This is a genomic window from Psychrobacter sp. UBA6291 (assembly GCF_002439405.1).
GTDB classification, from domain to species: domain Bacteria; phylum Pseudomonadota; class Gammaproteobacteria; order Pseudomonadales; family Moraxellaceae; genus Psychrobacter; species Psychrobacter faecalis.
In genome coordinates this window covers 56319-82052 of sequence record NZ_DJUD01000047.1, presented here as the reverse complement: position 1 = coordinate 82052, position 25734 = coordinate 56319, and the positions used below count along the sequence as shown (strand labels likewise).

Annotated in this window: 34 protein-coding genes and 1 tRNA gene; 31 read left to right on the top strand and 4 right to left on the bottom strand. The window is 44.3% G+C overall.

Annotated features, from left to right (window positions below):
- Positions 1 to 104 precede the first annotated feature (104 nt).
- Positions 105 to 1142: a rod shape-determining protein gene (locus B3R91_RS08130; RefSeq protein WP_414706782.1), complete on the bottom strand. Its 1038-nt coding sequence runs from the start codon at positions 1140 to 1142 to the stop codon at positions 105 to 107.
- A gap of 689 nt (positions 1143 to 1831) precedes the next feature.
- On the opposite strand from B3R91_RS08130, the gene gatC reads away from it, so the two are divergent.
- The 30 genes from gatC to B3R91_RS07980 all read left to right on the top strand — a co-directional run bounded on the left by gatC (position 1832) and on the right by B3R91_RS07980 (position 21495).
- Positions 1832 to 2146, top strand: a complete 315-nt coding sequence (gene gatC, locus B3R91_RS08125; protein ID WP_198328453.1) for an Asp-tRNA(Asn)/Glu-tRNA(Gln) amidotransferase subunit GatC — start codon at positions 1832 to 1834, stop codon at positions 2144 to 2146.
- A gap of 68 nt (positions 2147 to 2214) precedes the next feature.
- Complete coding sequence (gene gatA, locus B3R91_RS08120; protein ID WP_286797164.1) at positions 2215 to 3717, top strand: Asp-tRNA(Asn)/Glu-tRNA(Gln) amidotransferase subunit GatA; 1503 nt, start codon at positions 2215 to 2217, stop codon at positions 3715 to 3717.
- Complete coding sequence (gene gatB, locus B3R91_RS08115) at positions 3717 to 5243, top strand: Asp-tRNA(Asn)/Glu-tRNA(Gln) amidotransferase subunit GatB (protein WP_201592258.1); 1527 nt, start codon at positions 3717 to 3719, stop codon at positions 5241 to 5243. The genes gatA and gatB overlap by 1 nt, the downstream gene beginning before the upstream one ends.
- 114 nt (positions 5244 to 5357) lie before the next feature.
- Positions 5358 to 5434: transfer RNA gene (locus B3R91_RS08110), tRNA-Pro, on the top strand.
- Positions 5435 to 5595: 161 nt separating this feature from the next.
- Entirely contained in the window at positions 5596 to 6834 is a 1239-nt protein-coding gene (locus B3R91_RS08105; RefSeq protein ID WP_286797163.1) for a tyrosine-type recombinase/integrase, read from the top strand.
- Positions 6835 to 6951: 117 nt separating this feature from the next.
- On the top strand, positions 6952 to 8259 hold the full coding sequence (locus B3R91_RS08100; protein WP_286797162.1) for a hypothetical protein: 1308 nt from the start codon (positions 6952 to 6954) through the stop codon (positions 8257 to 8259).
- A 195-nt stretch (positions 8260 to 8454) separates the two neighbouring features.
- Positions 8455 to 8751 carry a helix-turn-helix transcriptional regulator gene (locus B3R91_RS08095; protein WP_286797160.1) on the top strand — a complete coding sequence of 99 codons (297 nt, stop codon included), beginning with the start codon at positions 8455 to 8457 and terminating at the stop codon, positions 8749 to 8751.
- Positions 8752 to 8754: 3 nt separating this feature from the next.
- Positions 8755 to 9039, top strand: coding sequence for a helix-turn-helix domain-containing protein (locus tag B3R91_RS08090; RefSeq protein ID WP_286797158.1), 285 nt, complete (start codon positions 8755 to 8757; stop codon positions 9037 to 9039).
- A 2-nt stretch (positions 9040 to 9041) separates the two neighbouring features.
- A complete protein-coding gene (locus tag B3R91_RS08085) occupies positions 9042 to 9566 on the top strand; it encodes a KilA-N domain-containing protein (protein ID WP_286797157.1) in 525 nt (174 codons plus the stop codon).
- Positions 9556 to 9828, top strand: coding sequence for a hypothetical protein (locus tag B3R91_RS08080; RefSeq protein WP_286797156.1), 273 nt, complete (start codon positions 9556 to 9558; stop codon positions 9826 to 9828). The genes B3R91_RS08085 and B3R91_RS08080 overlap by 11 nt, the downstream gene beginning before the upstream one ends.
- Positions 9821 to 10072, top strand: a complete 252-nt coding sequence (locus B3R91_RS08075; RefSeq protein WP_286797154.1) for a hypothetical protein — start codon at positions 9821 to 9823, stop codon at positions 10070 to 10072. The genes B3R91_RS08080 and B3R91_RS08075 overlap by 8 nt, the downstream gene beginning before the upstream one ends.
- Positions 10065 to 10346 carry a hypothetical protein gene (locus B3R91_RS08070; protein ID WP_286797153.1) on the top strand — a complete coding sequence of 94 codons (282 nt, stop codon included), beginning with the start codon at positions 10065 to 10067 and terminating at the stop codon, positions 10344 to 10346. The genes B3R91_RS08075 and B3R91_RS08070 overlap by 8 nt, the downstream gene beginning before the upstream one ends.
- Positions 10333 to 10839, top strand: a complete 507-nt coding sequence (locus B3R91_RS08065) for a hypothetical protein (protein ID WP_286797152.1) — start codon at positions 10333 to 10335, stop codon at positions 10837 to 10839. The genes B3R91_RS08070 and B3R91_RS08065 overlap by 14 nt, the downstream gene beginning before the upstream one ends.
- The gene (locus tag B3R91_RS08060; RefSeq protein ID WP_286797151.1) at positions 10832 to 11443 is read left to right on the top strand and encodes a hypothetical protein; all 612 of its coding nucleotides are present in this window, start codon (positions 10832 to 10834) and stop codon (positions 11441 to 11443) included. Before B3R91_RS08065 ends, B3R91_RS08060 begins: the two co-directional genes overlap by 8 nt.
- A gap of 299 nt (positions 11444 to 11742) precedes the next feature.
- A complete protein-coding gene (locus B3R91_RS08055) occupies positions 11743 to 11928 on the top strand; it encodes a hypothetical protein (protein ID WP_286797149.1) in 186 nt (61 codons plus the stop codon).
- Entirely contained in the window at positions 11928 to 12728 is an 801-nt protein-coding gene (locus B3R91_RS08050; protein ID WP_286797147.1) for a YdaU family protein, read from the top strand. Before B3R91_RS08055 ends, B3R91_RS08050 begins: the two co-directional genes overlap by 1 nt.
- Complete coding sequence (locus tag B3R91_RS08045) at positions 12725 to 13948, top strand: replicative DNA helicase (protein WP_286797146.1); 1224 nt, start codon at positions 12725 to 12727, stop codon at positions 13946 to 13948. The genes B3R91_RS08050 and B3R91_RS08045 overlap by 4 nt, the downstream gene beginning before the upstream one ends.
- A gap of 32 nt (positions 13949 to 13980) precedes the next feature.
- Positions 13981 to 14292 carry a transposase gene (locus B3R91_RS08040; protein ID WP_286797144.1) on the top strand — a complete coding sequence of 104 codons (312 nt, stop codon included), beginning with the start codon at positions 13981 to 13983 and terminating at the stop codon, positions 14290 to 14292.
- Positions 14238 to 15170 carry an IS3 family transposase gene (locus B3R91_RS08035; RefSeq protein WP_349681536.1) on the top strand — a complete coding sequence of 311 codons (933 nt, stop codon included), beginning with the start codon at positions 14238 to 14240 and terminating at the stop codon, positions 15168 to 15170. Before B3R91_RS08040 ends, B3R91_RS08035 begins: the two co-directional genes overlap by 55 nt.
- Positions 15171 to 15377 (top strand): DnaB-like helicase C-terminal domain-containing protein, encoded by a 207-nt coding sequence (locus B3R91_RS08030; protein WP_414707534.1) that lies wholly within the window; start codon positions 15171 to 15173, stop codon positions 15375 to 15377. It abuts the gene before it with no gap.
- A 170-nt stretch (positions 15378 to 15547) separates the two neighbouring features.
- Complete coding sequence (locus B3R91_RS08025; protein WP_286797143.1) at positions 15548 to 15877, top strand: type II toxin-antitoxin system RelE/ParE family toxin; 330 nt, start codon at positions 15548 to 15550, stop codon at positions 15875 to 15877.
- A complete protein-coding gene (locus B3R91_RS08020; RefSeq protein ID WP_286797142.1) occupies positions 15870 to 16175 on the top strand; it encodes an addiction module antidote protein in 306 nt (101 codons plus the stop codon). The genes B3R91_RS08025 and B3R91_RS08020 overlap by 8 nt, the downstream gene beginning before the upstream one ends.
- 25 nt (positions 16176 to 16200) lie before the next feature.
- Complete coding sequence (locus B3R91_RS08015) at positions 16201 to 16374, top strand: hypothetical protein (protein WP_286797140.1); 174 nt, start codon at positions 16201 to 16203, stop codon at positions 16372 to 16374.
- Positions 16375 to 16446: 72 nt separating this feature from the next.
- A complete protein-coding gene (locus B3R91_RS08010) occupies positions 16447 to 16659 on the top strand; it encodes a hypothetical protein (protein ID WP_286797139.1) in 213 nt (70 codons plus the stop codon).
- 313 nt (positions 16660 to 16972) lie between these two features.
- Positions 16973 to 17425, top strand: a complete 453-nt coding sequence (locus tag B3R91_RS08005) for a hypothetical protein (protein ID WP_286797137.1) — start codon at positions 16973 to 16975, stop codon at positions 17423 to 17425.
- 216 nt (positions 17426 to 17641) lie between these two features.
- On the top strand, positions 17642 to 18376 hold the full coding sequence (locus B3R91_RS08000) for a hypothetical protein (RefSeq protein WP_286797136.1): 735 nt from the start codon (positions 17642 to 17644) through the stop codon (positions 18374 to 18376).
- 13 nt (positions 18377 to 18389) lie between these two features.
- Positions 18390 to 20366 (top strand): hypothetical protein, encoded by a 1977-nt coding sequence (locus B3R91_RS07995; RefSeq protein WP_286797135.1) that lies wholly within the window; start codon positions 18390 to 18392, stop codon positions 20364 to 20366.
- A gap of 239 nt (positions 20367 to 20605) precedes the next feature.
- Positions 20606 to 20815, top strand: a complete 210-nt coding sequence (locus tag B3R91_RS07990) for a hypothetical protein (RefSeq protein ID WP_286797133.1) — start codon at positions 20606 to 20608, stop codon at positions 20813 to 20815.
- Positions 20816 to 20827: 12 nt separating this feature from the next.
- Positions 20828 to 21094, top strand: coding sequence for a hypothetical protein (locus B3R91_RS07985; protein ID WP_286797131.1), 267 nt, complete (start codon positions 20828 to 20830; stop codon positions 21092 to 21094).
- Positions 21091 to 21495: an excalibur calcium-binding domain-containing protein gene (locus B3R91_RS07980; RefSeq protein ID WP_286797130.1), complete on the top strand. Its 405-nt coding sequence runs from the start codon at positions 21091 to 21093 to the stop codon at positions 21493 to 21495. Before B3R91_RS07985 ends, B3R91_RS07980 begins: the two co-directional genes overlap by 4 nt.
- A 651-nt stretch (positions 21496 to 22146) precedes the next feature.
- Here the strand turns inward: B3R91_RS07980 and B3R91_RS07975 are convergent.
- Positions 22147 to 22449 carry a monooxygenase gene (locus tag B3R91_RS07975; RefSeq protein ID WP_286797129.1) on the bottom strand — a complete coding sequence of 101 codons (303 nt, stop codon included), beginning with the start codon at positions 22447 to 22449 and terminating at the stop codon, positions 22147 to 22149.
- A 142-nt stretch (positions 22450 to 22591) separates the two neighbouring features.
- Between B3R91_RS07975 and B3R91_RS07970 the strand changes: the two genes are divergently transcribed.
- Positions 22592 to 23515: a DUF1853 family protein gene (locus B3R91_RS07970; RefSeq protein ID WP_286797128.1), complete on the top strand. Its 924-nt coding sequence runs from the start codon at positions 22592 to 22594 to the stop codon at positions 23513 to 23515.
- A gap of 33 nt (positions 23516 to 23548) precedes the next feature.
- On the opposite strand, the gene B3R91_RS07965 is transcribed toward B3R91_RS07970, so the two are convergent.
- The gene (locus B3R91_RS07965) at positions 23549 to 24079 is read right to left on the bottom strand and encodes a DUF2726 domain-containing protein (protein WP_144296353.1); all 531 of its coding nucleotides are present in this window, start codon (positions 24077 to 24079) and stop codon (positions 23549 to 23551) included.
- A gap of 324 nt (positions 24080 to 24403) precedes the next feature.
- Positions 24404 to 25591, bottom strand: coding sequence for an SPOR domain-containing protein (locus B3R91_RS07960; RefSeq protein ID WP_191691551.1), 1188 nt, complete (start codon positions 25589 to 25591; stop codon positions 24404 to 24406).
- Positions 25592 to 25734: the final 143 nt, after the last annotated feature.

Below are 25734 nucleotides of genomic sequence, written 5' to 3'. Positions count from 1 at the left end.
TTTTGGTATGGCTAAATGTCATTAAAGGCAACCTTATTGGCTACCTTTAATAGGAAAAAACAAATAGAATCAAACAATTTTTATAGCGCTTTAATATTCACAACTTAAACAAAAATCATATTTAGGCTTTTGTTGTTGATAAAATCAAGCGCAATACCGCCGCCACGGCTGACACAAGTCAATGGCTCTTCAGCGACCGTTACAGGCAGACCGGTTTCTTTAGAGATAAGCTTGTCTAAATCACGCAGCAACGCGCCGCCGCCAGTTAAGACAATACCACGCTCAGCGATGTCTGATGACAACTCAGGTGGCGTCTGTTCAAGTGCTGCTTTTACCGCGCTGACGATACCGCTTAATGGGTCGCTGAGGGCTTTTTGTACTTCTTCAGAATTGACCGTAAAGGTCTTTGGTACGCCTTCTGCCATGCTGCGACCGCGAACTTCAACTTCTAACTGGCTGTCTTCATTTAATGCCGAACCCACCTCTTGCTTGATACGCTCAGCGGTGGTTTCACCAATCACGCAGCCATGCGTACGGCGCACATGAGTAATAATCGCTTCATCAAACATATCGCCGCCGATACGAATCGACTCGGCGTAGACGCAGCCTGACAGTGCGATAACAGCAATCTCAGTCGTGCCGCCGCCGATATCAACGACCATTGAACCACTGGCTTCATGCACGGGCATGCCCGCACCGATAGCGGCAGCCATTGGCTCTTCTAACAACAAGACTTTGCTCGCGCCAGCCGACGATACCGCTTCACGAATCGCTTTACGCTCAACCAACGTCGATTTGCAAGGCACACAAACCACCACGTTGGGCTGCGCCATAAAACGCTTGGCTTTTACTTTAGTGATAAAATGCTTGAGCATTTTTTGTGTCACTTCAAAGTCTGCAATCACGCCATCTTTTAATGGGCGAATAGCCGTGATGTTGGCAGGCGTACGACCTAGCATCTGTTTGGCATCAATACCAACGGCGGCGACGGTAGGGTTTTGGGTACGATTACTACGTAGCGCGACCACTGTAGGCTCGTCGAGCACCACCCCTTTACCAGGAATAAAGATAAGGGTGTTCGCAGTACCGAGGTCGATTGCGATATTATTTGATAAAAATCCAAACGGGTTCATGGCTAATATATCCAGCGTATTACAAATGAGGCGAATGAGGCGAACGAAATTGACTGAGGGTTACTCGTCAGTGTTGAGCAGGTCGTCGTAAGACGTGACCGATGGCGCGAGTTTATCATCGCAGCAAGTCAAACCGAAGCAATAATGATGAAATGAAAAAACTGAGCTAAATTATACCGATTTAGCTCAAAAAAAACACAGAAATTTGCATCAGTACGCTAGGATTTTGCCGTTAAACGCGAAAAGATGTTACAAAGTTTGAAATGACAGAGCAGAGCATGGCATTTAATGAAACATCATTTAATTCAAACACTAACAAGGCGCGATCACCAAGTATTATTGCTGCGGCGGGTCTTGCTAAAGCATTTAAAGGCATTTACTTAACGTTTCGCTGAGCAGTGGCTGCATACTGTAACGTATTTCTGAACGCAATGCTGAGCAATTGACAATCAATCCATAACTATTGGGTCAATTTTGTAATGCTCTTTATTTGAACAAAGTTAGTAAAGATACAGCAGCAATCGATGCCCTGCTCTGTAATCTTCGGTGAGATGCTTTATAATAAAGGCACTCTTTATAAAATACTCAGGTAGATTGTTTATTTGCGTGTATTTTAAACATTATTACTTTATTCAGTTATTAGTCATTACCTATTTTTATCCCTACTCTAATAAAAACTATCCTTCACTGGAGAAACTATGTCACAGCAAACCCTCGCCGCTGAAAGCAATGTCAGCCGCAAAGAAATCTTAGAAGTTGCCCGCCTTGCACGCCTCGGTGTTGATGAAGACACCGCCAGCAGCTACGCCGACGATATCAGCGACGTATTAAAATTGATGCAAACGCTTGGTAGTGTCGACACCACTGGTATCAAACCTTTATCAAACATTCATGAAGTTTGCCAAGATTTGCGCGCCGATGTCGCCAAACACGATATCAATCGCGAGCGCAATCAATCGGTCGCGCCTGCCGTAGAAGCAGGTTTATACCTTGTGCCACAAGTGATTGAATAATTGCCCCAATAATTTTTACCGTATTTCACTTTATTTAATGTTATTCACATTTTGACGGACGACACCTTATGTCTGAACTTCACCTTTTAAGTACCCAGCAGCTGATTACGGGCTTGCAAGACAAGCAATTTAGCAGTGCAGAATTAACTGAGCACTATATCAAGCGTATCGACGCGCTCGACAGTAAGATCAACAGCTTTATCACCCACACCTCCGAAACCGCGCGCGCGCAAGCACAAGCCGCTGATGAGATGCGTGCCCAAGGTGACAAGCGTCCCCTGCTTGGTGTGCCGATGGCGCATAAAGATATCTTTTGTACCCAAGGTGTCTTAACGACTTGTGGCTCAAAAATGCTGCATAACTTTGTGTCACCTTATGATGCCACTGTCGTCACCAATATCAATAAAGCCGGCATGATTAGCCTTGGTAAGCTCAATATGGATGAGTTTGCGATGGGCTCGGATAATGAGAGCTCGCATTATGGCGCGGTACACAATCCTTGGAATCTTGAGCGCGTCCCAGGTGGCTCATCAGGTGGTAGTGCCGCTGCCGTTGCCGCAGGGTTTGTTCCGGTTGCTACTGCCAGCGATACTGGTGGTTCTATCCGTCAGCCTGCTTCATTTTGTGGTTTAACCGGTATCAAACCAACTTATGGTCGTATCTCGCGCTTTGGTATGATTGCTTATGCGTCAAGCCTTGACCAAGCGGGTAGCATGGGCCGCAGTGCTATGGACTGTGCGTATCTGCTACAACCGATGATTGGTCACGACCCACGCGATGCCACTTCTATCAAGCATGATATGCCAGATTACGTGCAAGACTTAAATGATGCCGTCACAACTGCTGGCGACAACGCCAAGCCATTAGAAGGCTTACGTATTGGCGTGGCAAAAGAGTACTTTACCAAAGGCTTAGATGCTGAGGTTGAGCAAGCGGTACGTGCAGCGCTAAAACAATACGAAGCGCTTGGTGCGACGATTGTAGAGGTCAACATCACTGACCCTGAAATTACCCTTGCGACTTATTATATGCTCGCCCCTGCTGAAGCATCATCGAACCTATCACGTTTTGATGGTGTGCGTTTTGGCTATCGCTGTGACAACCCAACCGACCTGCTCGATTTATATACGCGCTCACGCTCAGAAGGCTTTGGCCCTGAAGTACAACGTCGTATTTTGACCGGTACTTATGCGCTATCCGCGGGTTACTTTGACGCCTATTACACTAAGGCTCAAAAAGTACGCCGACTCATCGTACAAGACTTTGAAGACGCTTTTAACAATTGTGATGTCATCGCCAGTCCAACCGCGCCGACCGCAGCTTATAAACTTGCTGAAGACCTTGATCCTGCAACCATGTATTTGGGGGACGTATATACCATTGGTGTTAACTTAGCGGGTTTACCTGCGCTTAGTCAGCCGGTTGGGTTAACCACAAACGGTTTGCCTATTGGTTTGCAATTGATTGGTCAATATTGGCAAGAAAGCAAACTGCTCTCTACCGTCCATCTATTCCAGCAGTATACCGACCACCATTTACAACACTCTACCATCGCGAAGGAGACGGTATAATGAACACAGCAACTACTACTGATAATGCCGCTCAGCAAGAAATTGTCCGCAAAGAGCTGTTCGTCGATGGCTATGAAGTGGTCATCGGGATTGAGATTCATTGCCAGCTCAATACTGAAAGTAAAATATTCTCCAGCGCGCCGACTGACTTTGGTCACGAACCAAATACCCAAGCCAGTATCGTTGATTTAGGCTTGCCTGGTGTTTTACCTGTATTGAATACGGGCGTGGTCGATCGTGCCTTAAAGTTTGGTATCGGTGTCAATGCTGAATTAGGTCTATTTAACACCTTTGACCGCAAAAACTACTTCTATCCTGACTTGCCAAAAGGCTATCAAATCACCCAAATGGCCAACCCTATCGTTGGCAAAGGTTATATTGACGTGGTGGTCAATGAAGGCGAGAAAAACGAATACCCTAAACGTATGGGTATCACCCGCGCGCACCTAGAAGAAGATGCGGGTAAATCCGTACACGATGCCGTCGATGGTATGACAGGCGTTGACCTTAACCGCGCAGGTACGCCACTTATCGAAATCGTCTCTGAGCCTGACATGCGCTCAGCTGCCGAAGCGATTGCTTATATCAAAGCCATTCACCAGCTGGTCACATGGCTTGGTATCTCAGATGCGATTATGGCAGAAGGCTCATTCCGCTGCGACTGTAACGTCTCTGTGCGTAAACCGGGCGCAGATTTGGGGACACGTACGGAGTTGAAAAACCTCAACTCATTCCGCTTTATCGAACGCGCCATCAATCGTGAAATCGAGCGTCAAATCGACATCATCGAGGACGGCGGTAAAGTTATCCAAGCGACGATGCTATACGATCCTGAGCGTGATGAAACCCGCACCATGCGTACCAAAGAAGACGCCAACGACTATCGCTATTTTCCTGACCCTGACTTATTGCCAGTGCGTATCGAGCAGCATACGGTCGATGCCATCAAGGCTGCGATGCCCGAATTGCCTGTTGCTCGCCGTGCACGCTTTGAAGAAGCGCTTGGACTATCAGAATACGACGCTCGCATCTTGACCGGTAGCCGTACGCTCGCCGATTATTTTGAAAATGTCGTCGCTGAGGTCGGGCAACAAGACGCCAAAATGGCAGCTAACTGGGTCATGGGCGATCTACTCGGTGCTCTTAATAAAGATGATAAAGACATCGCCGACTCGCCCATCAGCGCCAAACAATTGGCTGGCATGCTGGCACGTATCAAAGATGACACTTTATCGGGCAAATTAGCTAAAAAAGTCTTTAGTGCGCTTTATGAGCGCGAAGGCGGCGATGCTGATGACGCTGCTGATAAAATCATCGAAGAAAAAGGGCTTAAGCAAGAAACCGATACGGGCGCAATTAAAGCCATCGTTGAAGACGTTATTGCCAAAAACCAAGCGATGGTCGACGAGTATCGCGGCGGTAAAGAAAAAGCCTTTAACGGTTTGGTTGGGCAAGTGATGAAAGCCAGCCGCGGCAGTGCCAACCCACAACAAGTCAACCAAATCCTAAAAGAATTACTAGGTTAAGGTTGAATAACTATGTATGCAACTGACTGTGATAAGTAAAATGCCATTGTAGATTTTGACTAAAATAAATAGCCCTTGCAATATGCATAATTTTGCGTAAAATAGTCAGTCATTCGGGGCGTAGCGCAGTCTGGTAGCGCACTACACTGGGGGTGTAGTGGTCGCAGGTTCAAATCCTGCCGTTCCGACCAAACATAGATTTAGGGCAGACCGTCATTGACCGTCTGCCCTTTTTCTATGGGCGCTTCAAACAATACGCCCTACATAACAAGCCATCATAAAGCATGGTAATCCATGTTAAAGTGCGGTATATTTTACGGTATATCTTATACCGTCATGGAAATATACCGTCATGTCCCTAACTGATAGTCAAATCAAACGACTTAAGCCGTCCGATACTTGCACACCTAGCCGACCTGACAAATATAGTGACGGTAATAACCTACGCCTATGGGTTCGTAGCACTGGAAGCAAAGTATGGGTAAGTGACTACAAGTATGCTGATAAACGCCAAAGCCTAACCATTGGTAAATATCCAGCAATGAGCCTTGCCGATGCTCGCCAACGTAACCAACAGATAAAAGACTTGATAGCGCAAGGCATCAACCCTAAGCACGATAAGAAACGCTTGCAAGCCGACACTGACGGTACAAAGGCGTTTGATGCCATAGCCCAGCGCTGGCATGACGACCGCAAAGCCCATATTGCCCCTAAGACCTATAGCCGCGACTACTCACAGTACCAGCGCGATATTAAGCCCGTTATTGGTCACATGAATATAGAGGACATAACTGCGCCTGATGTTTTGGCCATTGGTAAAGCTATCGAAGCCAGGGGCGCAACCGATATGGCAAGGCGTGCAATGCGTCAAACAGGGCAGATATTCAAGCAAGCCATACGTGAGGGCTTAGTAACTCACAACCCAGCCAACGACCTAACCGAAGCATTAAAACCGCATAAGGTGAAGCACCATAGCCGTGTGACTAGCCAGCAGTTACCTAAACTACTTCAAGATATTGATGCCTATGGTGGTGACTTACTGGTGAAGCTAGGCTTTTGGTTTATGTGCTATACGTTCGTGAGAACTCAAGAACTACGCTTTATGGAGTGGAGCGAGATAGACTATCAAGCCAAAGTATGGCGCATACCAGCCGATAAAATGAAAATGGATAGACCGCACCTAGTACCGCTTGCGCCTCAAGTGATGGCAATCTTAGAGCAGATTAAAGAGCTAGGATTTTCGGATAAGTATGTGTTCTTTAATACCACAACCCGTAAGCCATATAGTGAAAACGCCTTTATCACTGCCCTATGGCGCATGGGCTACAAAGGGCGTATGACTGGTCATGGCTTCCGTGGACTTGCCAGCACTACCCTACACGAACAAGAATTTATGCACGAAGCAATAGAGCTGCAACTGGCACACGAGAAAGAGAACAAGGTAAGCAAAGCATATAACGGGGCGCAGCATCTACCCTATAGAACCAAGATGATGCACCAGTGGGCAAACTTCATTGATGATGCCTACGCTGGCAAGATTGATAACGTCATACACGGTAACTTCAAACAACAAGCACAGAAGCATGGATAACCCCATGTAATAACGACTATGCAAGGCTAGGGCTGATCCCCCGAACGATAGCTATTCACACCCTTAAGCTATCACTGCCTTGCACCTACTTTGATTTAAGGGTGTGAGGGTGTGACAATGGAACAGGACTATCTAGATTTTGATGAACTGATTACTTTTTTAGATCAGAAGGGTTATAAGTGGAACGCGAGAAGGACTACAGATTTACTATTAGAAGCTATTACTGATAGTAAATTAACCCCAGTATTTTTCTATCGAGGCGAAATAACAGCAACCTATGCAAAATTTGTTGGAGAAAACAAATGGGAGGAGGTAAAAAAAGATACGTGCAGATTACAGGGGTATTTTTCTGCCAATGCTTATGACCTGGTTGATTTATATCAAGACTACTTCACTTGTGTGCCAAACTGTTTAACCCTTAATGGACAACATGTTCGCCCTTATAAAATCTTTGGTAACCCAGCACCAGTAGCTACAGATCATCAAAAGCGGACGGAAGGTATAGATAAGTGCTTCTTACATTTAAGCTGCGGAAGTTTCGTTGAGGGTTATGGCCATACTGTTAGTGAATTTCTTTACCCAGTTGAGCAGTTAGACAGTATGTTTAATAGAAGTAGTATAGATAAGCCGGCTATAGAGCTCGAGCAGGACATAAATCAAACACTAACCGATGATACCTTTGGTAATGACGCTGTTAATGATACGACTCTCACTCAACAAGCAATACAAACTTCAACTCAAAATAACATGACTAAGGATTGGGAAGAAACAAGCCAACCGAGTGAAAAGTTAATACACGTTAAGACGCATACAGATTTAGGCGAGTATCAAAAAGAGTTAGTTACTTATGAATCATTCACACCTAATCAAATAGTTTGTTTGATACTTAACTACCCCCCAAACTCTAGGAGTAGTGATCGTCAATTCGTTTTATACATGATGTGGATAGACTCGGGTATCAATTCAGGTGAATTAATACCTTTCAATCAGGAACAAGAAATAGAGGCTCAGCAGGTCAAAATATGGCTGGCACGCAATCACTATGTTTATAAAGATTTCAACGACACTATACCAGTCGACCCAGCAGCATATATTAGACAGCTAACAGAACGACTATCAGCCGAAAAACTTAGGGTAACCGAACTTGAAAATCTAGAACAAGTTAACACTAGATCGGGCGATATTGATCCAACCAACCCTGATAATGATAAATCCATCTACACCACACCAGCCATTAACATAATGAATGCAGTTATCACAGAGTTTTGGATTAACTACCACCCTGACCAGCCAGCACCTAAACAAAGCACTATTACAAAATGGATAACAGATAACTTTGATGGTATATCAGACGCTTTAGCATTAAATATTGATAAAGTTTGCCGTCATAGCGATGCGCGAAGTGGTGGAAAATATAAAAGATAGCTAGATTTTTAATCTATTGCTATAAGGTCAATGAACCCTTGTCTATCAAGGGTTTTTTAATGCCCTCATATCAATACTACTGCCCTTACATCATAGCAATAGCACTTGCCTGATAGCCGATACCCCCGCCTAACATAGACCCATACGAGATAAGCCATTACCTACCGTAGTGGCACTTAGTACGGAGTCGTTGACATGACACAGCACACCACCACAGATAATCCCGTTATCGCTTTCACTGATGACACATCAAACAGCATTGAGCAAATAGCCGAAAGCCTAAACGTCAAATATCTACCACCACAAGGCATGAGCCGTGCCAGCCAGCTAATACCATTCTTACCGTTTGGCAGCAGTACCTTATGGGCATGGTCACGCGATGGACGCTTCCCAGCACCAGTAAAACTATCCCCTACTATGACGGCATGGCGCAATGCTGATGTTATCGAGTGGCTGGAAAGTCACACCTCAATCACTTGCGAGGAGGTGTAAGCCATGACTACTACAGCCACCGCACCCGTCACCAATGAGCAAGCACCTAAGACCCAAATAGAGATCGTCAAAGCGCATTTAATGACAGGCGCAACTATCACGACATGGGACGCTTACCGCCTTTATCAAATCACGTGCCTAGCACAGCGCATACATGACCTAAGAACCGCGGGGCTAACCATTCAAAGTGAGATAGTCACGCACAATGATAAGCGGTTTTCGGTTTATTGGCTCGATGAAGCAACCTTACTTGATATGAAGTCAATCACTGATGCTGAGGGTATTTAATCATGCTTACTATCTCAAACAGCGCCATAGGTATGAAAGACGGGCTCTACTCACTCAATGATCTACATAGAGCCAGTGGCAGTAATAAGAAGCACCAAGCCAGTAACTTTATGCGGTTAGAAGCCACAAAGGGTTTAATTGATGAAATAGAGCGTTCCTCAGATATGAGTAACGGAACAAATTCAATAGCTTACAAAGTCATTCAAGGTGGCGAGTCACAACAGCAAGGCACTTTTGTATGCCGTGAGCTTGTTTATAGCTATGCGATGTGGATTAGCCCGCGCTTTCAACTAATGGTTATACGGGCCTTTGACTCAATAGCAAATCAGAAACAGCAACTTAGCCAACGACTTAATGGCTTATGCCATGACTTAAGCATGGTTGATGCTGGGCTCACTATAGCAGGGCGCTTTCTTTGCATTGGTGGTAAGCAAATCAAGCCACAGCTACAGCAAGATATTGATAGCACCCTTAAGCAGATGCAGCCCAGCCTTGAACTTGTAGGAGGCATTGACAGTGAAAAATAATAATGAAGTCTTAGAACCGCGCCTAGTGGCAGTCGATACTTATACGCTATGCCATGTAGATGACTACATACAAGACGTATCGAACGATTGTGAAAGCCTTGCTTATGCCTTGAACCTGATAGAAACCAGCGACCCAGCAAGCAAGGGCGTGATTGTGGCGGTACGTTCCGCGCTCCTGGCACACAGCGAACACGCCAGCAAAATGAGCGCGGACATCATGGGTAATCTAATCACACAAGATGAGGTATCAATCAATGAGTAATCAAATATCAGTATCAGCCGACCAGTTAGAAAGTATCAATGAGCAGATAGTGCTACTCGATATTGATACCAGTCATCTAGCAATGGCATTGCAAGCCGTGCAAGTAGATTGTGCGGTATCAAGTGGCGTTATTAATACCGTCATAACTGCGCTAAGAGCTGCGTCAAAGTCGATGGAGGGCATTGCCGAGGAATTGGATTGCATGTTGACCACAGCGAAACAGAAGGTAGCAAATCATGAGTGATAACGATTTTATAAATCAAGTCATGGACGGGCTAAGAAATGAGGGCATGTTGATGATACCTGATGACTTTATCGACCAGCTAATCATTACCTTACACGCCAATGTGACCGCTATTAACAGCTTAACCAAGGTAGTGGAAACAGAAAATAAGCTATTAAGGTTAGCTGGCTTGCTACCGACAGGTAACAGACAAGTGGAAGCACTCAAAGAGCTATCCACACGCATAGCAGAAATAGCCTTTAACGTGGAGGACGTAAGAAATGAGCAACGATAACAAAATCAGTCTAAACGCCCGTGACGGAGCACACAATCACGCACAGGCTGGCAAGCGCGACTTACTGCCTAGCTTTATTATATTCATGGCATGGGTGGCTGGCATTGGCTTACTACTGTTATTGGTGGCTTGCAACCAAGCCAGCGCAAAACAGATTGCAACCGATGATAACAGCGGTTATCATAGCCTCACAACAAAACATTCAGCGGCAAAGCCAAGTCGTCAACCTTTGGCTATTTTTGTGTCTAAAACTGACCTGATTAACACCCAGCAAGTTACCACGGACGCGAATAACAGTGTGACAAGTAGTAATCGTTATACCTATGACACTGGACACAGTGCCGTACGTTATGACGGGATAAGTGAACCTAATACAATACCCCTTGTGGGAAATAAGTTCCGCCGCCTGAATGCGGTTGTTAATGTCCCGTTTTACCCTTTTTTTATGATTGAAAACACACACACAAAACATTCAGGAGGCTATCATGCCTAATTCAATCCGTACGACCTCAAACACTAAAAACACCCCTACACTAGCCACATTCAAAGCTGGTGACAGTGTTCTATGCCCATCATTAAGCTTTACCTCGTTTGTACTGACAGCCGACCCATACGGCAAGCGTGACCTATTGGCACTTACTCACGATGGCAGCAACATCTACTACGATGATAAAGGTTACTTTGTGCCGTCATGCGACAAAGAAACAGGCGATTATCAGCCGTCATTATTCCAAGACACGCCAGCCAACCGCCAAGCAGTTGCAACGCTATACAGTGGCAGGGGCAACCAATCAAGCCAGCGCACAGTGATTGACACTACTGCCGCCGATGATGACGAAGTGGTTTTAATATCTGCTTTTGATTTATCGGATATTGCTTGTGACATGGAAGGTGCTGCTACTGCTCTAGATGATATTGGTCAACTGCTATGGCTTATTTACACTGGGAAAATCGAGGCAAGCACTGCTGTATCTATGGCGCGTATCACCCATGACTCAACAAGCGCATGGACAGAGTTGCTACTTAGCAAGGTAAAGGAAATCAAAGAACCCCTAGCAATGACGAGTTACGGCAAATCGGGGGTAGATCATGAGTGATTTAACCCGTTCAAATCGACCCTTAAATGCTCATTGTGAGCCGTCAAAAATTATTCCCTATGTCCCGTTACAGCCGAAAATAAATGAGTTTTTAACTGGTTATTTTCACCCCTTGAAAAGCGTATTTTACAGGCTGGCAGGTACCACAAAACTTGCCATTATTTGCAGCATGTGGAGGGTTCAATTATGAAGCTTTACCCACAGCCAAAACAAAGCCGTAAGTATGCCAAGCGTAAGAGCTATTACAAGAAGTATAGAGCCGAGCGCAAGCCGAACCAGTCGCAAGCAAGGGGGAAAAGATGACCACCACACCACAAACAGCCACCCATGAAAAAGCCCGTGCATTTAGCACAGGCTTGACAGTGGTAATGAATAATTTTGATGCAGCCACACGGCAAGGGCTGGCAGGTAAAATCCAACTAACTAAGTTAGCTGATTCTGATAATAGTATATCACGCGCCAGCGATGTTATAGGGGATGAGTGATGCACTACTACACATTTCACCCAAAAGACTATATGAGTAAAACGAGCTTCCTTGAGCCTATGGAGGACTTGGCTTATCGCAGAATGTTGGACTATCAATACCTAAATGAGTGTCCACTACCTGACGATATTAACGAAATAGCTATGTTGATTAATATGCGAACGGAATGCGAACGCATTGCGAACGTATTGCGTTATTTCTTTGAGCTGACTGATGACGGTTATGTGAATGACAGAGCAGAGAAAGAGATCGCTAAATATCAGACGAAATCAGATAAAGCGCGTAAATCTGCTAACGTTAGATGGAAGAAAAAAGACGCTAAGGCTAATAAAATCAAGAGTTCAAGTGTTAATGATGCGAACGCATTGCGAACGGAATGCGAAGGCAATGCTAACCATAAACCATTAACCACTAACCAAGAACCATTAACTAGCTTACCGTTTGATGATTTTTGGAATGCTTATGACTATAAGAAAGGAGGTTTAGCAAAACCCAAGGCTAAGTGGCTATCGCTTAGTATTGAGACACAAAAGCTAATCATGGCTCATGTTCCAAGATATGTTAGGTCAACGCCCAACAAGAGCTATCGCAAGCACCCTATGACTTATTTAAATAATGAGGGCTGGCTTGATGAGATCACAGAGTTAGATAACACTAACGCAGAGCAAAGCAGTAGTGCTCGTCCTCACAGTAACCGTAGTGACTCGTTCGACTCACAGCCACAGACCAAGAGCTTAAGTCGTGAGGAGCAGATAGCAGCAAACAAAGCGAGCATGGAAAAAGCGGGGTTAGAAGTATGAGCTTTTATAATATGGATATAGAAAAGGCGCTATTAGCTTCACTCATGAGCATAGAGAAGTCTTTGGAGCTTGTTGTCAGCAAGATTGATGCGAACGACTTTGCGTCAGCCAAGCATGAGCTAATATTCCAAGCAGTCAAAGCATTGGATAAAGACGGTCTGCCATACGATACGGTTATGGTTCACGATTGGTTAGCCGCTAATAATTATAGTGATGATGTTTCTGATAGTTATCTTGCCGAGATATTGAGCACAAGCCCAGCTACGTTATTCAACCTTGTGGCCTATGCTGATCGCATACTAGAGCTGTCAAAGTATCGAGCTGTCAATCGGGTGCTTCTACAAGCGCAGGACGAATTAAAGCAAGCTGATACGCGTCTTGATGATAAGGTGAACGGTATCATTGAGCAGCTAACAACTGTCATTGATACCAACAAAAGTGGTAGCGGCGCACGATCTGTTGGCTCGTTGATGGGTGACTTCTTTACTAACTTGCAAGCAGCAAGCAAGGGCGAAGTGATGCCGTTCTCGCCTACTGGCTTTATTGATCTTGATAACCGATCACCCATACAAAACGGTGACTTGGTAGTAGTGGGAGCGCGTCCCTCGATGGGTAAGACTACGTTCGGTCAGAATATAGTACAGAGTATGGTTAAAGATAGCTTTTACACAGACAGCAAGGGTAATTACAAGCGCAAGGCTGGCGTGTTCTTTAGTCTAGAGATGACGGACTCGTCTGTTATGCAGCGCTTCATGTCGTCAATGGCAGGAGTTGATTTAGGCGCGGTCAGAAGTGGCATGAATGTCAGTACCGATGATTGGGCAAACCTAAACAACACGGTCAGAGACTATAGCAAAGAATATCCTATGTTCATCGAGTCGGGATCATTGATTACTTATCATCAGATGCGAACGACTTTGAATAAAGTCCGCAATCAGCATGGCGAGATTGGAGTTATCATGATTGATTACTTGCAGATTATGGGCGGTATTGATGGTAAGGATCGAGTGAATGCACTTGGTGAGGTGACAAGGCACTTGAAAGCGTTCGGTAAAGAGTTTAATTGCCCCGTTATACTATTGTCACAGTTGAACCGCAGCTTAGAGAGCCGACCTAACAAGCGGCCTATTATGAGTGACTTGAGGGAGTCAGGAGCAATCGAGCAAGAGGCCGATGTAATTATGTTCTGTAGTGGCATAATTAAATTGGACAACTGCTAAGAGGCTATACTAACCCAAAGAAGGAAAATAGTATGACCAACAAACGCAACCAATATACCCGAGAATTTAAATTAGAAGCGATTAGCTTAGTCACTGATCACAACCGCACCATACCTGATGTGGCAAGCTCACTGGGTATTGGCAAATCTACCCTGCAGAAATGGCTGAGTCAGTACCGTCAAGAAATGAGTGGCCAAGCACCTAAAGCCGGCAACGCTTTAACGGATGAACAGCGCGAGCTTCAAGAGCTGCGTAAGCAGGTTAAGCGGCTGACTATGGAGCGCGACATATTAAAAAAGGCTTCTGCTCTGCTGGCCTTGGACAGCCTGAACGGCTATCGCTGATAAGCAAGCTTGCAGAGCAAGACAAACAGGCCAGTAAAAGCCTTTTATGCAAGTTGTTTGGGGTATTGAGGAGCAGTTACTACTATGGACTAAAGCCCAAGCCCATCAGCCTTGAAGCCGTCAAAACTAAAGCATTAGTCCGCCAAATATTTAACGACTCAAAGCGCTCAGCAGGCGCTCGCAGCATTGCCGCTATACTAATGAATGAACACGGCATCAAGCTGACCCGTTATATGGTAGGTAAACTTATGAGCAGCATGGGGCTTAAAAGCTGTCAATTGAAAACGCATAAATATAAGCATGCTGATGAAGAACACAAAGCTCATGACAATATACTGAACCGTAACTTTAGCCCCACATCGCCCAATCATGTCTGGACAGGTGATGTCACTTATGTTCGCATTAAAGGCGGCTGGTGCTACCTAGCTATCGTTTTAGATTTATATGCTCGTCGTATTGTTGGCTTTGCTGTATCAGATTCGCCTGACAGTATGCTGACAACCAAAGCGCTGCAGATGGCGTATCAGTCGCGCTTAAAGCCAAGTGGGGTGTTGTTTCACTCTGATCAAGGCACCCATTACACTAGCAAGAAGTTTGCTGAATCCGTGGCAAGTTGTAATGGCATGAAGCAGAGCATGAGCCGAAAAGGTAACTGTTGGGACAACGCGCCAACTGAAAGGTTCTTCAGGAGCTTTAAAACAGAATGGATGCCAAAGGGCGGTTATGAGAATATTGCTGAAGCTCGGACTGCTATTATTGATTATATTTGGGGCTATTATCAGTCAGTGAGACCACACCGTTTTAATGACTATTTAACACCGCTAGAAAAAGAGAAACGCTACTTTAACAAAAACCTCTTATCAGGTGTCCTAAATTAGTTGACCACTACATTCTTATATCGTGACGAGGTTTATAACGATAAATCAAAAGATAGAGGCGTAGCAGAAGTAATTATCGCTAAGAACCGACAAGGCCAAGTCGGAACGGTTCGACTAGGTTTTGAAGGTAGGTACTCGCGCTTTACCAACCACAGTCCGATGATGAACGATCTTGACGCAATCCCTGATTTTGGCAGTAATTCTTAGCTAGCAAGTAGGTATCGTTATCATAACGAACCCTAATAATATTGAAAGGTAGGCGTTAGCGTCTGCCTTTTTTTATAAATCAACGATAAGCAACACAGCAAGTACAATCATAACTTGTTATCTATTATCCGAAAGTTTACAATCAATTATAAGTTTACTAATAATTTCCTATGATGATTAATATTGACCAAACAGAACAGTTTGAACGTTGGCTGCATAAGCTCAAAGACCCGTTAGGCAAAGTTGGCATATTGGCACGTATCAAGCGAGCGCAAGGCGGTAACTTTGGTGACCATAAACCACTAGCCAATACAAACGGTATCTATGAGATGCGAATATTCAAAGGCAATGGTTACCGTGTTTATTATGCCCAGCAAGGCGATACACTCTATCTATTGTTGATAGGTGGCAGTAAAGACAGCCAAACAAACGATATTTCTAAGGCTTGCACCTTATGGCAGCAAGTTAAGGATCAAGAAAAGGAACACCCCAATGACTAATATTAAAACTAGCCGTTTTGACGTAGCAGAGTACCTAACAGATGAAACACTAATTAATGCTTACTTGAATGAAGCATTGAGCGATGGCGCACCTAGTGACTTTATCCAAGCATTAAACGATGTTGCACGCGCAAAAGGTATGAATGAGTTGGCAGCAAAGACAGGCATAAGACGCGAAAGTCTTTATAAAACCTTGCAGTCCGAAAAGCCACGTTTTGATACCATGCTAAAGATCATTGACGGCATGGGCTTACAAGTCACCTTAACCCCTAAAGCCGAACCTTTTATAGAGGCTTGATCGTTTAGTGGTTAGAGGATAACCAATGACACAACTTACCAACCTAGACGACTACCTAGCAGCCATGCCAGCCGATAGACAGCAAGTTATCAATGACAAAGCCAAACGCTTAAGCCAGTCTATTGAGTTGGGCAGACTAGAGCCGAGAGATAACACTGAACAATCCGAGCTTGATAGGACACCCTCACCCAATGGGTGAACCTAAGCCAATACCGAAAGGTGTACGTCTAGCGTATGCCTTTATTTAAAAGATAATTTGGAGATTGGGAAAATGGACAAAGAACCGAAAACGCTACTGGACTTAACGAGCGAGCAGATAGAGGAGTTAGACAGAATAAAAGAGGAAAGCCCAATGAAGCTATCACAAGAAGCATGGATGACACCGGAAGTAATGGCGCGAGAGACAGTAGAGATACTGGAAACAAGCGGCAATCCGACAGCCCTAATAGCAGCAAACATAATCCGCAGAGAATTTTCAATTTAGACCCTGAGACCGGCGAGCCACGGGTATTTTCGCAAGGCTAAAATTGCATATAAATGAGTATGCATAGTGGTTAGCAATTCAACCCCATGAAAGAAAGTTGCAAGTCGATTTTAGTATCAGCAAATCACAGTAATATATTTAAGAGGCTGGCTTGAGATAAAACCAATTTTGGGTTTATCTATTTTTGCGAGTAAGTGAGAGCTGATGCATTGGTTTTTGGTGCCAATAATCTTACTACAGACGCGCTATAGGCTGGCAAGTCACAGAGTTATATTATCAAAAAAAATATTGTGCGTTATTTTGAAGGTGAGAGATGAGCAATAATACTGGAAAAATTAAAGCGATTGATTTATTAGAGGTGCAAAGCTGGTTGACTGGCTGGGGTGATTTTTGCAATCGTGAGAAGGTTGGCGGTCATTTGGGCTATCAGTCACCTATGGCAAAGGTCTTAAGTGACAATGTGCAGCAAAGTCGCGAAAGAAGTCGTCCAGTGCTGTGGGACATGAACGACGAAGCTTATTACACGCTGATAGACCGTGAATTAGGAGGCATGAGGCAATCAGGTGATAAAGAACTTATGATGTGGGCTAAGATTATAAGGCACTATTATCTATACGGCATGTCTTACACAAAACTAAGTAAATCGGTGGTGAGTGAGTACGAGCATGGCGAGGGCACAACTAAGCGCAGTCATGTACGCAAGGTTCAGGAGCATCTGAGTAATGCGGAGCGACATATTTACGAGGCTGTTTTAGAGTTGAGCTGAGAGTGTAGCGAAACTGGATTTCTGCTATTCATCAGAACACTTACACGTTATTTTGCTATAATTAAAACATAGTAATACCTTGTTCCACTTGCAGTAATTAGGCAGCCTTTGCCACCTCACAACAAACAGATACCTAGTCATTAACAGATGATTGGGTTTTTCTCGTGTCTAAAATTCATCAACAATAAATTAATAGTAAAAGTAAGCGAGGGTATCATGGGTTTTCTAAGTGGGGTTCTAGGTGCAGCAACGGGATTTTTAACAGGCGGACCGGCTGGCGCTGTAATTGGCGGCGCCGCTGGATTTCTGGGCGGTAAAGAAAAAGATAAGCAGCAGAAAAAAGCAGATAAAGCTAACCAGCAGTCGCTAGATATGCAGCAGCAGCAGCAGTATGATGATGCAAGAAAAAGACAAGAGGACTACGATAAAATATACGGTCCGATTGAAAAAGGTTATCTATCCCTAGTCACGCAAGGGGTTAAGCCTGATATCGATGGCGTGACCACACGCGCTATAGGCGATGTGAACACGCAGTTTGCCAATTCAGAAGCCGCACGCCTAAGACAGATGCAGCGCATGGGTGTCAATCCTAACAGTGGGCGTGCTGACGCATTAGGCCGTCAATTGTCTTTATCTCGCGGCCTTGCGCTGGCAGAAACAATCAATCAGTCGCTCCAGCAAGAAATGGACCGAGCTAAAGATTTAACCTTTGCACGTTACCAAGACGCCAATCAAACCGGCATCAATAAGCTAAATGGCGTGCAATCAAACATTGATAGCGCGTCAACCGCCCTATCAAAAACCTATGCCAACCGCGCCACACAGTCGCAAACCAATGCCGATAACGCTGCTAAAAGCTGGGCCGATCTTGGTGGCACCGTTTTCAAAGCATGGGATCAATATAGAAATAAGCCAGCAAAGACCACCGTCGGCACCGGCGTTTGGATGTAACTAGGAGATTGTTATGAGTAGCTTAACCGGCATTGCACAGTTCACTAATCAGTTCGCCAAAAATATCATGGGTTATGATCAGGACAAAAAAGACGAGGCTGAGCGTGTAGCAGACAAGCAGTACAACCGCAACCGCCAACAGCAGGCGGATTTACGAGAGCAGCAAAACCATGATGTAACCTTGCAAGGCAATCAAATTAAACTTGATGAAACAAAAGACGCTCGCACCGATTCAGTCAACGCCAGAAACTATGGAAAAACATTCAATCAGGTTGAGTATTTTAAAAACTTAGGCGATAAGAACGGCGCTATCAATGCCATCGTTGAAGGCGCAAACAGTCACAGCGACTTACCCTACAAAATCAGCGTTGACCGTGACGTGAAAGGCAATATCGCCGCACGTACCGACGAAAACGGCAATGAGTATTACTTCCAAAACATCATCGATAAAGAAACAGGCAAGGTTATCCGCACCGATTCGGTGACTTACGACCAATTATATAATGGCTATAAACAACTACAGAATGGTCAATCATTAGCCGCAGAGAAAACTGCTTATGAAGCAGAGCGGCGCAAAGCTCTAGATGAAAATAGCGACAGATTGTCATTAAGGCTAGGTGAGGCAAAAATCGATGATGCCAAAGACGCTGACAAAGCACAGCGCGACTATGGTTATACCGTCAGCTTAGAGGGCATTAAGTTTGGAAATCAAACACAGCGTGATGAAACTCTGCATGGCTACGCAATAGATAAGCAAAACAACCAAGCAGGGCATGCTCAATCATTAGCGTACATTCAGGGCGAGCTTGCGGCAGGACGTATCGACCAACAGACCTACAATCGCATGGAAGAGTATTTATACAAAGCAGGAGTCGACCAAGGGCAGACACCAGGTGTAACGCTTGGCAAAGATAGAGCCAGTCAAGTCAATGGGATTATAAGCTCACTCACTGGCACAGAAAGCAGCGGCAATAGTGCAGCATTTAGAACCAATGCCAATGGAAAAGGTTACGGCGGCTTAATACAGATGGGTGATGACCGCCTAAAAGACTACGCAATAGCAACAGGCTCAAGACCTATATCAGCAGGCCAGTTTAAAAACTTGCCAGCAGCACAGCAGCGAGCCGTTAATGAGTGGCACGTAAACGATTTGATTAGCGCAGCACAAGCAACCGGTGCAGTAGGCAAAGTAATTAATGGCGTTCCAGTGACATTAGGCGGCTTGGTTGCCGTCGCCCATCTTGGCGGTAAAGGCGGTATGAATAAGTTTGTGCAGTCCAATGGCCGCTATAACCCTAAAGACCAGTTAGGCACATCATTAACAGACTACCTAGTAAAACATCGATCAAGCACAGCGGGCGGTGTGCAAACAACACTTACACAGCCATTGGCAGCAAAGCCATCTAAAAGCAAGGCTGGTAATATGGTTAAGCCCTTAACTGTGACAGACTACAATAGCAATATTACTAAAGGCGTCAATACTGCCCTAAAAGATGTAAAAAACTTAGGTATCAAATCGGATGCCGCAACGACTGCGACGTTTGCACGAGCTGGCACGAAACTAAAAGGTATGGGAACGGCGAGAAATAAGCAAGAGTTTCTAAACCTATATCAAGAGGCGTTCGACTTAGTGCTTAATGCGGTGCCAGAACGTAGTCGTAAGAAAATGAGCAAGGAGGATCAGAACGCGCTAGGACACAAGATATTAGGTTCAATGCTAGGCGCATCCTCGTTAAGAGAAGTAAAATCTATCGTCTATGGCGTTAATCCTTTAGCTAGAAATGATGGTGGCAAGGCAGTGTCCGCAGGCGGGTTAACTTTAAATCTACCCGGTCAACAACCTAGCTCTCCATCTCCTTCTAGAAATACTCCGCAAACTGGAAAACTACAAGCACTATATGCACGCGGCTTGCCGGCGGTAAAGACTGACCCGAAAACAGCAGAGAATGTTAACTACTTGGAGAACCTAAACGACCACATTGAGTGGTAGGAATCATATGGGCTTAAATGATTACTTAGTATTGATGGCAAGATGCGCTTATCTTTTGTTGATAACTTGCGTGACTTCATAGAATGGTTGTTATATCGTGTGTTTGATAAGCTTAGCGGACTGCCTTGGAAGTTAGTTTAGGCAAAGAGAGTGCGCACGCGCTAATACTTGGTTGTTTAGGTAGAGCGTTAGCACTGATGGCAATAAGAAGGTAATCCCTAGTAAGGTGAGGAAGTATCTTGAGAACAGGGCGCAAAGCCAGTCTATCTAGCAAGGCGATTGAGTATCTACAACTTCTGGTGTATGGAGTGGTATGGTTTTATTCACGACTTATTGTCGTACTTGGCGTTTTAGCTATCTTGGGCAGCATTCTTTACTGTGTGGTCTATCTGCCGCTGGCATGGGCTATCAATCACATTCTAAGCATCTTTGATATGCAAGTGTTCTAACAAGGAAGGGTTGTGAAAAAACAAATCATTAAATATGGGCTTTATGCTTTTAGTTTATTGCTAGGCGCCGTGATACTTATTGGGGCGTATTACTCTTACTTTGTGGAGCACGTAATAGGATTAGTAAGCTTCATAGCGACTACCGCGGCTGGCATCTTATGCCTGCCTTTTGTGTTTATAGCGATTGCTAAGCAGTCGAAACTAACAAGACAGCAAGTTTTGAAAATAGCCGTTGGTTTATGGTTTATTGGAATCTTGGCACCTGTGATCGGGTTGTGAGTATATTTTTTATTATTCAGACATTCATCGCAGTGCTTATCATAGGTATTGCGTTATGGGCTGCATTTTATTTATTGAAAGCACTACTCCCCTATAGAAAAACAATGGCCTTCTTGATTGCAGTTTCTATAGCTGGGTTTATTATTTACAGTCAAATAGGTGTAACTGGCAAGGCAAATGATAATGGGTATGTCGATACTCAGAAACTCTTTGCTAAAGGCGGTACTCACAATGAATCAACATATGATAAAGAATATGCTGATAACTGTAGGGAGTTGCCTCTGTACTGCTATGAGATGACAAGCTGTAGTGAGGCTGAGGAAGCTTTTGAGTGCGGTAACTATGATTTAGATAGAGATGGTGATGGAGTGCCATGCGAGAGTCTGTGCGGTAGCTATTAACCTTAATCATAGTTTTATATTTTACGCTTACCCTGCCAGTGCCGCTGCTATATCTAGTCTCATAAACAGCGTGCTTGAACCTATTCAAAAATTATATATATGTACTGATAGAGCACGCCAGCAAAACAACCCCATGCAAACAAAGCGCAAGTTGATTTTAGTATCAGCAAATTGCAGTAATATATTTAAGAGAGTGGCTTGAGATGACCACAAGTTTGGGCTTATCTAATTTTGCGAGCAAGGCGCAAAGAAAACGCAATACATATGCACGATATGTGCACCTATTTTTCATGGCTTAAGATGCTATTAATCACGCGCGTGCAGTCATCAGCAATTTAACCCCATGCAAGAAAGTTGCAAGTAGAAAAAAGTATTCCTAAGTTGCTGGCATATTCATTATAATAATGAGGTTACAATCTATGATCTTTACTTTTAACAGCCAAATGAGGGCTAAAAACTAAGTGACTTTTGCATAATGCGGTATATTTTGCGGTATATTTTATTTTAATAAATCAATAACCCTTTAACATCAAAGCTTACAGCTTACGCTTTACTTCCTGCCGTTCCGACCAAATATAGTAGTTAAACAAAAAAGCCAACCATTGATATCAATGGTTGGCTTTTTTTATGCTCATTATTCTTCATAAAGTATTACAAAGACGCTTTAGTAATCGCACTTAGCGCTTCATTAATAACAAAGACTTTGGATTTGATATCTTTAAAACCAAATGAAGTCAGTCTTTGGGTATGCTTTTCTAAATAACGATTGGCATCGTCCAAATTATCAAACACATAGATACCGCCCGCTTCTTGCGTTGCTTCGTTTTCCGTCCATAGCTTATAGACCAAACCGTTTTCGGTTGCGATATCTTCAGCCAGCTCTTTCATGGCATAAAAAAACGCACTACCAAAAGGACCGCTATAAGGAAAGTCGATTTGCAAAAGGTACTTCATAATTTAGTCCTCTGTATTACTGAAAGGTTGGCAATCATATATTCTGCCAGATGACTACAATCTTAACATATTACGATTCGCTATAGACTTTTAGTAAGCAAGTCGCTAGGGTAAATACTTTATATTTACTCTGGTTTGTCCTATGTCTGAGCTTACGCCGCGCCTTGATAGCTATGCACCTTGGGAAGCTTATCGGCGACCTTTTGTGCGTGATTTGGCGTATGTACTCGCCTGCCCTAACGTCTTGACGACATGGTTGGATTTCGCACCGCATCAAACTACCCACAAAGTTGCAATACATAGCGCAGACTTTTGGCAACAGCAGTTTGAAGCTTATAAGCCGCGTTTAAAAGAGTTGGATACCACCAATGACTATCAGGCATTAACCCGCTATTTATTAAAACGTCCTAGCCCCAATCGCTTGGGTTTTCACTTTGAAGGATTGTTATCGTTTTGGCTAGAAGATGGCTTTGCACGCAAATTACATCGGTACGAGACGCTTGCCAATAACGTGCAGTTATACAATGGCAAGCAGACAACAGGCGAGCTGGATTTGATTTTGTATAATCATGAAGACAATCTGGTTGAGCATTGGGAGCTGGCGATTAAGTTTTTTATGGGTTCAGCACCGTTTGCGCCGATAAATTGGGTCGGTATCAATTCTAACGACAATTTACAGCGCAAAATGACCCACATGCAAACCAAACAGTTTCGTACGGTGTGGGTCGAGACTAAAAGTCATGGCCAAGTGAAGATTGATAAGCGTTATGGCGTCATTAAAGGACGCTTCTTTTTGCCAATGAACATCGCTAATTTCGTCTACCCTCATTGGCTAACACCTAGCTTTCCGATGCACGAATGGTGCGATAAAGCTGATAATGCCACGCTTGCAACGATTGATGTAACTGCATTACGCGCCGCTCATTATATTGAATGGTTTAGCAAGCGCGACTTTTATGACAATCGGCTGTTACCACTTATCTATTCTGAAAACGGTGTTTTAAGAACAGGATTATATTTTGAAGGTGACAGGCCGATTGTGATTTATCCTAAAAAGCTTGGCTAAGCAAAAGATAAAGGTTAAGTTTTTATTATAACCTCAATAACTCTCAATCACCTGCATCAGTTCATATCTGAGCATATCGGCACTCGGCATGCGTTCGGCATGAAAGCGCACGATAGCAATACCGGCACTGGCAAGCGCTTTATCCTTTTTATCATCCGCCTTTTGCCGCGCTTTACTATTATGCGTCCAATCATCAAGCTCGATGGCCAGCAAGGTAGTCTGCGCATCGATATCCACGATGACATAGTCGACGCTTTGGCGACAAATGCGATTGAACCAAAAGCTACGCTCCGAGGTTTCGTCACTGTTTGCTTCAATGATACGAGACAGCTGAACTTGGACAAAGATATGATATTCGGGCAAGGCATTTTTTAACTTTTTAAAGAAGATAACTTCCGTATCAGTCATAATAGGCATGGGCGCAAATGGCCAAATAGCCAGCTCATCACCGCGCACAGGTGGTGGCTCAGGCTCAGTGGCCTGCTTATCAGAAAACAGTTTTGGCAGGGTGATCAGCCCGACAAATCCAACTGCCAATATTAAAAATATAACGCCAAATGACATGGTTTTACCTTATACATAATTAAAGCCGTCAGCTACGTAGAGGATGTCATTAAATAAAATGACGAAACATAGCTAACCGCGGCAGGGCAGCCTTTATAGGCTGACAGGTTATACAGTACAGAAAAGAACAGGAAGAAACAGAAAATAGCGGCGCACATCGTAACCAAGCTGGCCCCAATCGGCAAACGATAAAACGAAAAACACGACAATAGATGTCGTGTTAAAAAATTTAGTGAGAATGATAAAAGTGAAAACGGGCGTAGTTAAAATTGTGCGGTTTATTTAGCGCTAATGGCTATCAGATTGCAGCAATTTAAATTTATTTTAGCGCCAGTATAAAACCCAAGCACTTGTCGTATTAACTTTCGGGTCGCTATTAATCTTATCTTTTAGCGCCAAAGCGGCCACTTTACCGCGTTCAGGACCGACGATGACGCGCACACCACGACTGGTAGGACTGGTTTTGACTTGATAGCCTGCTGATTGGAATTTTTTTGCCAACTCATCCGCTTTGGCTTGGTCATTCGCCAGTGCCACTTGTACACCAAAACTGCCTTTAGCATCGGTTTCTTTCACCTCTTTACGCGCTTCGTTCAGTTTCTGCTGCGCTTCACGCTTGGCATCGGCCGATTTTTTCGCTAACGCTTCTTCTTTTTGACGCTTTTCTTCACGCGCTTTTTCAGCCGCTGCTGCTTCACGTGCTAAGCGATCAACCTGCTGACGCGATGGGATGGTGATATTCTGACCCAGTTGTAGCGAGGTCGACGGTGAAAGGTTATTCGCTTGTGCCAAGACTTCTACGGGCATATTGTGTTGCCGTGCCAGTTTAATCAGCCCATCACCCTTTTTGACCTGATAATCCGTAGGCGATTTTGGCACCTCATTTTTAGCGATTTCTGCAGCTTTTTGTTTTTTCTCAGCTTCAGCCTGTTTTTTAGCCTCTGCCTGCTTTTTTGCTTCCGCTTCCTTTTTACTCTCTGCTAGCTTTTTAGCTGCTGCTTGTTCTTTCAGCTTGGCTTCTTGTTGCGCTTGAGCCACTTTTTGCTGCTCACGGGCACTATTATCACTCTCAGTTGCCGTGGCAGTATTATCGCTATCTGTACTAGATTTGGTCGCGGTCGCCGTGTCTTGTTCAGCGTCTTTACTCTCCTCGGCTTCTTTATCTTTAGCAGGTGCGGTGCTTGCCAAATATTGCTGACTTTCGGCGCGCGCTTTGGCCAATGCTTGCGCTTCAGCCGCCTCTTGCTCACTTAAAAATTGCTGTGCACGTCTTTCTTGCTCTGCTACGCGGGCGGCGCGCTCTTTTTGTTTTTGTGCCAAGATGCGCTTTTCAGTCTCGATATCAGTCGTCAAGGGTTGTGGAGATTCTTGCGCCGGGCTTTGTTTTTCTATCATCGCTGAAGCAGGTTTTGTTTTATTGCTATCGCCAATTTGTTGCACCATGGCGTACAGCATCACGCTACCGCCAATAATCATCCCAATGCCCAATAAGGCTTGTCTCGAAAAGTTCATCCGTTTACGTCTCTTAGTTGGTAATAAGGTTGATTGAGCGGCGCAACTATCGTTTCAAAGCTGTCGTCTTAAGACTATACTTAAATAGTTTAAATCGCTTTGATAAACAGCCTTGATAGTTAAATAGTTGCCATTGCCGCCGG